The following is an 11,837-nucleotide window of genomic DNA, read 5'->3' as shown; positions in this document are numbered from 1 at the left end:
CTTAATAAGAATTTATCACTGTCACTATCCCGTTAGCTTAACTTAATGACATTGGGGAAAGAAATTACAGTTTATAAAAATGAAAAGTATGATCATGAAGTTTTTAAAACAAATGATTATCGCATAGAATTCTAAGTTTAGTTTTATTGGTTTTTAGCATATTTTTAATTTCAAATGGCTTATAAGCATGAATCATATAAAGTAGAAGGTGGATCTATGAGTAATGAAAATATAAGGATTACTTCAATGAAGGACGCCTACGAATTGTTACTTGAACAAGGAAATAACGTAACAATTAACTATGATTGTTCATTTATATCTGTTGATGAAGAAGACTTTACTGCATGTGCAGATCAATATGTTTCAAAGAAAATATTTAATTTGCTGTGACCAGATGATCTTTTCTAAAACTTTTTGGAGGACGATTTATGAAAAAAGAATTAAGACACATAATAACGATTATCGTTGCGGCAGTAATCGGTGGCATTGTAGGTTATATCTTAGGGAAAATTCAAATTCATCAATTACAAGATCCAAGTTTTATCCAACAGCTTATGAGCCATAATATGATGATTCATGAGCCTATTGGAACTTTTAATAGTATGATGTTAGGTGTTTGTATTTTTGCAGGTGTAGCTACTGGACTTATAATCTATAATCATTTTGCTTGTAAATTGACTTTATTAATGAGAGTGATTATAGGTATTTTGATATTCCCATTCTATTCAATATTTGGAATGGTAGGTGTTATACCTTATTATATATATAATATTGTACTTTTGTTTAAAAATAAGTAGGTGATGATTGTGAAATTAAGACGATTGGTAGTACTGTTTTTCCTTTTAATATCAATGAGTATTAGTGGTTGTGCATCAAAGGATGTAGTAAATGAAAATAAGAATAATTTAATTTTTCAAGAATCAATATCTCCGAATGAACAATATGTGGATAATCAAGAAGATGTGGTTCACTATACTGTTGAAGTATATCAGGAAAACGATGATACACTTTCTATTCATGCAAAGTCAAACAGTAAGTTATTTGAACCTTTGGATTATGAGTTTTATATCGATAAATCATTTTCAAAAGACGATATTACTGTTGAATGGACAACGCTTATGGGAAGTGCTGAAGCAACAAAAGAAAATCAATTATGTGTCGCCATGGTAAAGGTTAAAGGGACTAATGAAGCAATAAAGATTAATTTCATTAATAGAGGTATTGAACTTATCGAAGATGCCTTAGCTAAATAAGTTTGTTTAAAAGAGTTTAAAAAGGAGTTATTTATTGTGGATTTTTTTAAGAATAATAAAGAAAAATTAATCACTTTTATAGTTTGTGGAACTATTTTTGTTGCTGTCTTATCAGTTATTGCACTATTAAGTGGAGTGATAATGCGTTTATTTGGTTTTCGATATCAATCCATATGAAGTATTATCTTATTTTTCATCATCGCAACAGTTGTATCCTATCCGATTAATTTAATTGCAGGCGGACTTCCTAAGGCTCTTTATAAATTGAAAAGAATTAGTAAAAATATTGCAATTATTTTATATTTAGCATTAGATACGATTGCGACATGTTTTGGATTGTTAATTGTGGATTACTGCATGTCAACAATTGCTGCAAGTGATCTATCAAAACTAGTCATTTCTTTTATATTAGCTTTGCCGGGCATTGATGATTTTAAAAATATGTAAGAATACGATGGAGGATTTTATATGGAAGAAGTAGTAAATAATGGAGAAATTGTTGCAACATACCCATCTGTATTTGTGGGTACAGCAATTGGTGGCACAATATTTGAATTTATCTGCATGATTGTTTGTATAGTTGCAGCACCACCTGAACAAAAAACACTTTTGACAACCTTATTATTAGTTATTACATCAATTTTGATTATTATTAGCATTGGTTTTAAACGCTATAAGGTTATTGTTAATAGTGAAGGCATTACAGAGATTCCATTATTAGGAAAAAGAAAAATCATTCATTTTAATGAAATTAGAAGTATTCAAATCAAAGGATCAAAAGCAATCTTAATTTTAGGCAACGGTGTAAAGATTTGTATTGATCCTTCAGCAGTAGGGCATAAAGAAATATTCAATGTTTTTTATGAAAATGGATTAATAAAATCTTCATTCTCCAAATAAGTTATAAATTTGAGTTTTAATCTTCTGTAGTATTATCCAATCATCCTATTTCCCGTTTTTAAAAGATGTATTGAATAGAATAATATATGTTTTAGTCGGGATTTATCTCTTTTATCAATCTATTCGATTAATGAAGACAAAAATGAAGTTAGAAAATAATTGGTTTTCAAAAGAAATGAAATTTTAAGTTAAGGAGGCGTAATTATGTCAGTAACTGCAAGAATTAAACAAAAATCATTATTTAAGAAAAAAATGAATCTAGAAGATATTATTAAATTTACAGGATTATCTTATGGTGTTTGTGATGAAAATTATCGTCTCAATAAAGATGAGATAGGTGAACATACTTTAATTTATGATGAAACAAAACTAGCTAGGGGATTTGAGTTATGGCTTGAGGGTAGTGATGTTTTACTTTCTTTAAGTTTACCAACTGCACCATCAGAAATTAGACTATTCTATAGCTTAGTAGAGAAAATTTGCAACGAGTTCAATACCAAAAAATATTTAAGAGAAGATGAAGAAGCTTATTTATATGAAGACGAAGAATTTATTAAATGGGATGAAGAAGCAAGTATTGTTGCACTAGAAGATATGACAAGTAAAACAGAAGATGAATATCGCTGTTTTGAAATATTTGGGATTTATAATCCAATCTCTATTGGACAAAGAGAATTACAAAGAATTGATTGCAACTTAAATAATCTTGAAGAATATCTAAATGAAATCCAATCTCTAGATGTTTATTATGCAACACCAAGCGTATATAGGAAGAAAGATACGAATGAATTATTTGGGATTTATTCGATTGTTGCTGATATTCCTTGTGTTGTTCCTAATAAACCTTATATCATTCTTGATCAAATCAAAGGAATTAATTATTGGTATGTCATGATTAGAAAAGGAATGACAGTTACATACGACGATTTTATCAATCATATCTCTTCAAAAGAATATTATGATGCAAATCATGTTATTGCCTTATTAAATGATGATGAAATTGATGCTTTGATTGAACAATATAGTGTCGAAATTTAGATTAAATGGTAAGGATAAGGAGGCACTCTATATGGGATTGTTTGATAAATTTAAGAAGAAAAATGAATTATTAGATAATGAGCAAAATGAAGAAATTGAAGCACCAGGATGGGATGCAATAGATAAGTTATGTGATAAAGTTTATCCTAACCAAAAGAATCCTAAGCATTATGGAGCGATGATAAAATGGAGATTGGGTGGTAATGATCCCCTTGATGGTATTAGTGTATATGATGGTGGTGATTATTGGCATTTTATAACTTATGGACTATCTGAACTTTATGAAAAAGAAAGCGAAGATAAAGAGTGGAGTGGTTATGGTATGGAGTTTACTTTGAAGCTCAAAAAGGATCACTACGAAAATGAAGAAGATGAAATACGTTGTATATGCGGTATATTACAATCTATTGCCAGAATTACTTTTACCCAAGGTGAATTATTTAATGCTTACGAATATCTATACACAGGTCAAACAACAGGTATAGATAGTAAAGGGACATCCAATATTACAGGATTTATAACGATACCAGATGATAAATTTGTTGAAATAAATACACCTAATGGAAAGGTAAGATTTGTTGAATTTATTGGAGTGACAGATAATGAATTAAGAGCCATTCAAAACAAGGAATATAGTGTAATAGAATTACTTGAGAAATTAAACACAGATGTTACGAGTTACACTAGATCATCAATAGTATAAGGCTGTAAGGTTAAAAAGGTTGTCACGTTAGTGAACAAGAAAATATTAGTTAATAATCATTTTATGTCATCAAATCATTATTGAAGTGAAAACATTTTAAAGGAGAATAATGATGAAAGAGAGAAGTTACTTAATTAGTGTAGGAATTGTTATTTACATTGTTATGTCGGCAGTTGATAGGTTTATCTACCATATACCTAATATTATTTATATTCCATTAGCAATTCTTGGTATTACCATAATTTTAATTGGCTTTTTCAAAGATAAATCTTAACAGCATAATATAAATGGTTAAAGAGATAGGAGTTGGACTAATAAAGGAGATAAATATGGGAATATTTAAAAAGCTAAAAAAGAAGAATCATGAATTAAAATCTTTTAAAAAAATAAGTAAGGTAGATATTATTCATATTGAAAAATTATTTAATATTAGTCTGCCTAGTGACTATGTTACATTTCTATTAAAATACAATGGTGTAGTTAGTAATGACGCATTTAATGAAATCTATTTAAAGGATATAAATAAAAATGTTAATGTCGATGTTATTTATGGAATAGATACAGGGAATGATGCTTCAAATATAGAATACTGGACGAATGCTTATATTGATGATTTATTTGAAAGTACTGTTATTATTGGGGATAGTATCCAACATGGCTTCTTTGTTTTAGTTTGTGATGGGTCAAATGACGGAGTTTATTATTATGATGATTCTTATAGTCTAAGTTCATCAGATGATGAGAACAATGTTTATTTTATCGCTAATACTTTTGATGAGTTTTTTACATTATTATATAACTAATCATTGATTTAAAGGTGGTGTTATTATCAATGAAAAATAAGTATAAAGTAGGTTTAATTTTTATATCAGCTATTGTTCTGTTGTTTGTTGTTTATGTGTTATATTTTTTCAATTACATCCCACATCAAAAATATTCAAATAGCGATTTTAATATCACAACCTATAAGAGTTTACATGATGAAGATGATGATGGCATCGATGATCAAACAGATATTTTGAATAATGTAAAAGCGTATGTTAGTAGCAAGCCTAAATATAAAAGTAAATATTACGGAACAGGTTATCCCAATGATCATTTTGGAGTGTGTAGTGATGTAGTAGCTTTAGGACTAAAAGATGCTGGCTATGATTTAATGGAGTTGGTTAATCAACATGTCCAAAATCATAAAGAAGATTATGATATAGATATTATTGACAAAAATATCGATTTTAGAAGGGTGCAAAATTTGAATATTTATTTCAAATATAACGCACAATCATTAACAACCGATATTCACCGAATTGAAGAATGGCAAGGCGGAGATATTGTCATATTTGAAAATCATATTGGTATCGTATCGGATCATCGGAATAAAAATGGTGTAAGTTTTGTTATTCATCATGCTAGTCCATACCAAATATATTATGAAGAAGATATATTGGAGTATCGAAATGATATCGTCGGACATTATAGAATAAATTGATTTAAATTAAGGAGTAATAGCTATGGATATAATTTTAGTTATTTATGCAGTTTTAGTGTTTTTGATTGGACCTATATGGATTATCAAGAGTGTGAAAACTGATAGCCAAAATAGAATAAAAATGGTATAACAATAATAATTGGTACTCTTTTAGTTGCAAGTGCAATTTATGCATTAATCAGTGTACTAAAATAGAATTAAATATTAAGAAAGTTGGGATGATTATGGAAAAACAGGTAATAGGATGTTCAAAGTTTGTAAAAATATTAGGGATGATAACAACTGTGGTATTTGGACTAATATGTTTAGTAACACTTATATCAGGTTATTATATTGCAGCACTTTGTTTTCTGCCTTTTGTGTTTTTAGGTGGTGCACTTTTACTAGCATGTAAAAAGCAAACGATAGTCATAGATAAAAACACACTTACTTTTAATTATGTACTAAAGCAGTCAGTTGAGGTGCGTTATACAGATATTAGATGTTTATTATTGATACCACTAGCAAATAGAACACAAATGGCATTGATAGATCGAGACTATAATCGCCTTGTAACATTAGATTATGCTTTTGGAAATTTAGAAATTCTTTTTGATGTTTTAGTAGAGCATGAAGTAAATATTGTGGATTTTGAAGAGTTGTTAGAAAAGAAAAAAGATGTATCAAAATATGTTCGTACATTTAATGCTATAGAACGCAATTATTATCATTCGATTGTAGAAGAGACTAAAACAATAGAAAGTATTTCTTCTAATAAATGTGGATTTGATCTTAACAAGTCTAAGAAAATATTGCGTATTCTAGGATTTGTTTTTATAGCACTTGATGTCATTGGTTTTTTCATTGGTGGAAAGATGATGATGGTATTGTACATTCTTGTCATCCTTGGATCATATGCAGTATACCTATGGTATTATCCGTATATTTATATTGAAACTAAGACGAAAAAAGGTGAAGATATCATGCTTCAGATGCCATTTCTAGGTGCTGCAATTGCTTTACTTTTAAATCTAGCTACAACAAATATTTTTGACTATGATTTTATCGACTATTTAAAAATAACATTAATTTTAACAGTTATCTTTTCAATTCCTTTTATCATTAAATCTTTATACACAAAAGTACCACAACGATTTGGTCGTAAATTATCAGTTATTTTTGCAGTTTTGGTGTTCTCATTTACCATTACTTTTCCTGTCAATTTCTTATTAACATTTGGAAAATCAGAGCATGAAACAATTGTTATTACAGATAAGGATGTTGATACAGGCAATAGCTTAACAGATTATCAACTAATTGCTTCTTGGCGTGGTGAAGAAAAAGAGTTTAATGTATCTAAAAGTCAGTATTTAAAAACTAATATTGGTGACAGTCGTCGAGTATGCATTCGTAAGAGCCTTTTAGGCTTAGAATACTATAGTGTTCATGAATAAAATTGAAGTTTACTTAATTTTAATGACATAGAAAAATTAGAATTTAGTGATTTCTTAGATAAATAATAATTTAGAAGTGTAATTATAATGAACAATATCGAATTTTTGGAGATGATAAGATGGAATTTAGACTAGCAAGACTAGAAGATTTGAAACAACTGAAAATAATTTATAAAGAAATCATAAAAAATATGAATAAAAATAACATTCAAATTTGGGACGATATTTATCCTTGCGAATTCTTTGAAGATGACATAAATAACAAGCGTCTTTATGTTATTGCAAATGATGAAGAAATTATGTCTGCTTTTGCTTTATGTGATAACAATGCAGGAGAAGCTTATGTTGAATGGAGTGAAAAATCTGCTAAAGCAATGTATATTGACCGATTGGGTGTTAATGTTGAGTATTCTAAAAAAGGAATTGGTCAGCAAATGCTCAATAAAGCAAAAGAAATTTCTAAATCACTTGGTGCTGAATATTTACGATTATTTGTAGTAGATATAAATAAACCAGCTATTCGATTGTATCAAAAAAATGGTTTCACAAAAGTTGATGGAGTTTATGATGAGGTGTTTGACGATGGATATGTTTTACGTGAAATTGGATATGAAATCAAGTTGTAAAATAAATTGGAATTTTCAGATGAGGTGACGAATAAATGAGCAAAGAACATCATAATGAAAATAAGAATGACGAAGAAGATACTTTTACATTAGCTAAGCTTGTTAGTACTTGGTATGTAGGTGCTGTTGTAGGATTTGCGGTAGGCACTTTAAATGGTAATTCAACAACAGCAATTATAGGTTTTTTTATTGGAGCTACTGTAAGTTGGATATTTAAAAAGTGTTTAATGAGCAAAAAATGAGTTTGTTAGTTAAATTATAATTTGAAAGCTAACTATATGTATGCTTTATTTCGAAAATGTTAAAAGAGAATTAAAAAAGTGGAATTTTAACTATAAAAATAATGTTGTTCCAGGACATAGCACTTATAAAGTAAAGTGGTTTTGCCTGTAGCTCCGGTTACGCTAATAGCCCCTGAAAAAGAAACTTCATATTTATTTGGATTTAATGAGAAAGGTATCTACATTTTTCCTGTTGATGGAAATTATACTATTTTAGATTTTTTTTATTAAAGTGGAAAGGATATTAAAAAAATTTGAGGTTAAAAAGGGTCTCTTACTTGAAAATACTATGATTATTGTGACAAATGAAATGAATGTATCCTTGAAAATGAATAAAACAGTTGTTGGTAATTCATGGGTTAAAGAGAATGTAAATTATTTAGAAGAGTTTGATTATTATAAAAGATAATTATAAATAATCAATTATGTTTTAGGAGAGGAATTGAAACTATGACAACCTTAGTTCACATACTAATGATTTTATTTGGTTTTATTACTTTTGTAATTGTAAAAAATAAAAGATATAAAGATGTACCATTTATTAGTTTTATTATGATCTTTTCTTTTGTCGGATTTGGAATAATTTCTGTCTTAACTATCTTTGTTTCATTCGGTAAATTATTACTATTTCCCTTAGCTTGTATTGTCTTTGGTTTAATTTTTATTTTTATGCTTATAAATGATGTGTATGCACTTGTAAGATGTAAAGAAAAAATAAATGGTGTTTACTGTGGATATAATACTTACTATGGAGGTAATGCTGTGTCTACGCAAGCTCCAGTATTTGAGTACACATATCAAGGTCGCATATATAAAGAACAAACAGCTCAAAATATTTCTTATAAACAGTTAATAAAAAAGATGAGAGAAGGAGAAACTTATCCAATTTATGTAGATCCGAAACATCCAGCTGTATTTATTTTTCAAAAAAAGATTAAATTAAGTTTTATTGTTATAGTGTTTTTTGGAATTCTTTTTTTATCTGGTGGTATAGTTACGCTTTTTGAAGCATTACCGTATCTTTTTAGATGATGAAATCCGAAATTATTTATATCAGCTATAAGATAAACGCTTTGTTTACGTTATATGGAATTAATGAACAGGACTTTTTATTTTCTGCTAATTTTTTTAAATAGACTAACGACCACACCCAAACTTGTAAAAGATGACGATTTTTTTGGTGAAATGAGCTTGAATTAAAATTGTTAAAAGACTTTGACAATATTCCAAAGGCCTTTGGTAGAATTTTGAGGGCTAGATTAATATAATGAATGATGATGAAAGAAGTGAGAAAATGGATTTAGGGAAGAATATCTTAACATTTAGAAAAAGTTTAAGATTATCACAAGAAAAACTAGGGGATGAGATTGGTGTAACACGACAAACGATTTCTAACTGGGAATGTAATTTAACAACACCGGATGCTTATCAATTGATTGTTTTAGCTAATGCACTGCATGTAAGCCTGGATTCACTTGTAGATCATTCACAAGAGTCTTTTCTTGTTGAAAAGGTAACGAACGTTGAAGAAGAAATTATGAAGGCGAATCGTTTGTTGAAGATTTCTATTTATATCTTAGTATTTGTGGTTGTTCTTCTTATCTTTGTTTTCATTTCATCCAATTAATGTAAATGGAGGTACATATGAATAAGCAAAGCTTATTAACAGATTTAAAATGGGTTATAGTTTTATTTTTCTCTATTGCAATCGGTAATATTTTTATGCACTTTTTTGAGCAAACTTCGATGAATGTATGGATTGCTAGAGGGATTGGCTGTACGGTATGTGTATTGATTAATTGCTTGATACATAAATATGTTTTAAAATCTATTTAATGTAAAGAAGATTCAGTTTATATTATCCTGAATCTTTTTTTATTCTTAACTGTATATAATATATATTGACAGTATTGATAAGTGGGTATATACTGTATATGTAAAATATATACAGTATATAAAATTACGAGGTGAAACTATGGAAATTATATTAAGTAGTTCTAGTTCAAGACCGATTTATGAACAAATTGTTGTTCAAATCAAGGAAATGATTATGAATGGAGAACTTAAGGTTAATGATTCACTGCCTTCTATGCGAAAGTTGGCTAAGGATTTACACGTTAGTATTATTACAACACAAAGAGCTTATGATGAATTATCAAAAGATGGATTCATTCATGTGATTCCTGCGAAAGGTGCTTTTGTTTCAGAACAAAACAAGGATTTTATTCGTGAAGAAAATCTTCGAAGAGTCGAAAAACAATTGCAAGATGCTTGTCTGATAGCTAAACAAAGTGGGATAACAGAAAATGAATTAGAAAAACTACTTCATTTAATATACGAGGAGAATTGATTATGGAAAATGTAATTGAAATTAAAAATTTAAATAAAAAGTATGAAGACTTCTCTTTAAACGGTATTACTTTGGATATCCCCAAAGGAAGCATTGTAGGGCTAATTGGTGAAAATGGTGCGGGAAAATCTACATTGATTAGTTCGATACTTGGAATTATTAAATCTTCATATGATGATTTAAAAATATTTGGTTTAGACTTTAAAACTGATGAAATTAATATAAAAAAAGACATTGCTGTTATATTTGATCAAACACACTATAATGAGGAGTTTACTCCTAATTTTATAGGAAAAATTTTAAGTCGTGTTTATTCGAATTGGGATCAAAAAACTTATTTAAAATATCTAACTCGATTTAAATTACCAATGAAAAAGAAGATTAAAAAGTTTTCTCGCGGAATGAAAATGAAATTAGAATTTGCGATTGCTTTTAGTCATAATGCGAAGCTATTGATATTAGATGAAGCAACAAGTGGACTAGACCCAATTGTTCGTGATGAAATATTGTCTATCATACGTGAGTATACAGAAGATGAAGATCATACAGTATTAATGTCTTCACATATTACTAGTGATTTAGACAAAATATCAGATTACATTGCTTATATTCATGAAGGTAAATTATTATTTATGAAACCATATGATGAATTAAGAGAAGAATATGGAATTATTCATGCTGGAAAAGAGTTGTTAGATTCATTAAATAAAGATGATATTGTTGGCTATGTGAAAGAAGCATATAATTACACTATTCTAGTAAAAAATCGTTCATTGATACAGAGTGTTTTTAAAGATTTAGAAATGACGCGACCAACAGTTGAAGAAATCATGTTGTTTCATGTGAAAGGAGGCTGTGAAAGATGGTAGGTTTAATGTTAAAAGATTTTTACGAATCGTTTTGTATTAAAAAGAATTTAATAGGTTTTATTTGTAGTATTTTATTGTATGGTATGGTCTTCTTTTTAATGCCAAGTGAGTATATTGTAATCCTTTTAGTTGTATTAACGATACCAATGACAAGTGTATCGCCATTACAATACTCGATTGAGCAAGATGAACTCTCTAAATTTGATCAAATGTTATTAACTTATCCTATTTCTAAAAAAACAATTGTGATGACCAAAATATTAGAAACATATATCTTTTCATTTGCATCTTTCTTATTACTTTCTTTACCTGTTGTATTGTTAGCTATCTACGGGTATCATATTATCAGTTTACAAGAAGGATTGTTAGTTTTATCGATAAGTGTGATTTTTACATTGATTATGTTACCTATAAATAATGCGGGATTTTTGACTTTTGGAAATAAAAAAGGAACCATTTTATATGTGGTAACACTAGTAGCTTTTGTGATAGGTTTTATTACTTTATATTTTTTTGTGGGCATAGAACAGTTATTATTAATACCTTTAAATAGATGGTTATTATATGGCAGTGTCTTGGCAATTATAATTAATATTCTTGGATATTTTGCTTGTTTAAAAATATATGAGATTAGACATTCGTAGGAGGTTTCAGTAATTAAGGAATGAATTATTGGTTCATTCCTTTTTTACACTTTCGAAGGTGAGAATAATTTAAGGCTTCGAAAGTAATACAGACATTTTTATATGACGCTATTTTGTTTGAATAAAATAATTTTTAGTATGTGATACGTTATACTTTTGTATAAAGTGCATATGACGGAAAAATGGTGCGTGTTTAGCACACCATCGGTGTATCTGTAGCGGTCAATCGGTGTGTCAAAATTTTTGATTTCTTA

18 protein-coding genes are annotated in these 11,837 nt (G+C 28.4%); all 18 read left to right on the top strand.

Annotated features, from left to right (window positions below; all coding sequences use genetic code 11):
• Window positions 1-216: 216 nt before the first annotated feature.
• The 18 genes from LJE08_RS11165 to LJE08_RS11080 all read left to right on the top strand — a co-directional run bounded on the left by LJE08_RS11165 (window position 217) and on the right by LJE08_RS11080 (window position 11,583).
• The gene (locus LJE08_RS11165) at window positions 217-390 is read left to right on the top strand and encodes a hypothetical protein (RefSeq protein ID WP_227403246.1); all 174 of its coding nucleotides are present in this window, start codon (window positions 217-219) and stop codon (window positions 388-390) included.
• Between the two features lie 38 nt (window positions 391-428).
• Window positions 429-797, top strand: a complete 369-nt coding sequence (locus LJE08_RS11160) for a hypothetical protein (RefSeq protein WP_227403245.1) — start codon at window positions 429-431, stop codon at window positions 795-797.
• Window positions 798-806: 9 nt separating this feature from the next.
• Entirely contained in the window at window positions 807-1,253 is a 447-nt protein-coding gene (locus tag LJE08_RS11155; RefSeq protein WP_186999348.1) for a hypothetical protein, read from the top strand.
• Between the two features lie 180 nt (window positions 1,254-1,433).
• A complete protein-coding gene (locus LJE08_RS11150; RefSeq protein ID WP_227403247.1) occupies window positions 1,434-1,700 on the top strand; it encodes a YrvL family regulatory protein in 267 nt (88 codons plus the stop codon).
• A gap of 21 nt (window positions 1,701-1,721) precedes the next feature.
• Window positions 1,722-2,153 carry a hypothetical protein gene (locus tag LJE08_RS11145; protein ID WP_227403244.1) on the top strand — a complete coding sequence of 144 codons (432 nt, stop codon included), beginning with the start codon at window positions 1,722-1,724 and terminating at the stop codon, window positions 2,151-2,153.
• Between the two features lie 204 nt (window positions 2,154-2,357).
• Window positions 2,358-3,191 carry a DUF4299 family protein gene (locus LJE08_RS11140; protein WP_186999350.1) on the top strand — a complete coding sequence of 278 codons (834 nt, stop codon included), beginning with the start codon at window positions 2,358-2,360 and terminating at the stop codon, window positions 3,189-3,191.
• 31 nt (window positions 3,192-3,222) lie between these two features.
• The gene (locus tag LJE08_RS11135) at window positions 3,223-3,894 is read left to right on the top strand and encodes a suppressor of fused domain protein (RefSeq protein WP_119362998.1); all 672 of its coding nucleotides are present in this window, start codon (window positions 3,223-3,225) and stop codon (window positions 3,892-3,894) included.
• Between the two features lie 329 nt (window positions 3,895-4,223).
• Window positions 4,224-4,697: an SMI1/KNR4 family protein gene (locus LJE08_RS11130; protein ID WP_172583785.1), complete on the top strand. Its 474-nt coding sequence runs from the start codon at window positions 4,224-4,226 to the stop codon at window positions 4,695-4,697.
• Between the two features lie 29 nt (window positions 4,698-4,726).
• A complete protein-coding gene (locus tag LJE08_RS11125) occupies window positions 4,727-5,380 on the top strand; it encodes a DUF1287 domain-containing protein (protein ID WP_227403243.1) in 654 nt (217 codons plus the stop codon).
• A gap of 224 nt (window positions 5,381-5,604) precedes the next feature.
• Window positions 5,605-6,813 carry a hypothetical protein gene (locus tag LJE08_RS11120; protein ID WP_186999356.1) on the top strand — a complete coding sequence of 403 codons (1,209 nt, stop codon included), beginning with the start codon at window positions 5,605-5,607 and terminating at the stop codon, window positions 6,811-6,813.
• A gap of 119 nt (window positions 6,814-6,932) precedes the next feature.
• The gene (locus tag LJE08_RS11115) at window positions 6,933-7,439 is read left to right on the top strand and encodes a GNAT family N-acetyltransferase (protein WP_227403242.1); all 507 of its coding nucleotides are present in this window, start codon (window positions 6,933-6,935) and stop codon (window positions 7,437-7,439) included.
• 35 nt (window positions 7,440-7,474) lie between these two features.
• Window positions 7,475-7,681, top strand: coding sequence for a hypothetical protein (locus LJE08_RS11110; protein ID WP_227403241.1), 207 nt, complete (start codon window positions 7,475-7,477; stop codon window positions 7,679-7,681).
• Window positions 7,682-8,170: 489 nt separating this feature from the next.
• Window positions 8,171-8,752, top strand: a complete 582-nt coding sequence (locus LJE08_RS11105; RefSeq protein WP_186999359.1) for a DUF3592 domain-containing protein — start codon at window positions 8,171-8,173, stop codon at window positions 8,750-8,752.
• 235 nt (window positions 8,753-8,987) lie between these two features.
• Complete coding sequence (locus tag LJE08_RS11100) at window positions 8,988-9,347, top strand: helix-turn-helix domain-containing protein (protein ID WP_227403240.1); 360 nt, start codon at window positions 8,988-8,990, stop codon at window positions 9,345-9,347.
• Between the two features lie 17 nt (window positions 9,348-9,364).
• The gene (locus LJE08_RS11095) at window positions 9,365-9,556 is read left to right on the top strand and encodes a hypothetical protein (RefSeq protein ID WP_186999361.1); all 192 of its coding nucleotides are present in this window, start codon (window positions 9,365-9,367) and stop codon (window positions 9,554-9,556) included.
• A gap of 139 nt (window positions 9,557-9,695) precedes the next feature.
• Window positions 9,696-10,070, top strand: coding sequence for a GntR family transcriptional regulator (locus LJE08_RS11090; protein ID WP_186999362.1), 375 nt, complete (start codon window positions 9,696-9,698; stop codon window positions 10,068-10,070).
• 2 nt (window positions 10,071-10,072) lie between these two features.
• Window positions 10,073-10,939 (top strand): ABC transporter ATP-binding protein, encoded by an 867-nt coding sequence (locus LJE08_RS11085; RefSeq protein WP_186999363.1) that lies wholly within the window; start codon window positions 10,073-10,075, stop codon window positions 10,937-10,939.
• On the top strand, window positions 10,933-11,583 hold the full coding sequence (locus LJE08_RS11080) for an ABC-2 transporter permease (RefSeq protein ID WP_227403239.1): 651 nt from the start codon (window positions 10,933-10,935) through the stop codon (window positions 11,581-11,583). The genes LJE08_RS11085 and LJE08_RS11080 overlap by 7 nt, the downstream gene beginning before the upstream one ends.
• The last annotated feature ends 254 nt before the right edge of the window (window positions 11,584-11,837 follow it).

Origin of the sequence: Holdemanella sp. DFI.5.55 (assembly GCF_020593575.1) — a bacterium.
GTDB lineage: Bacteria > Bacillota_I > Bacilli_A > Erysipelotrichales > Erysipelotrichaceae > Holdemanella > Holdemanella hominis.
This window is presented reverse-complemented; position numbering and strand designations above follow the sequence as displayed.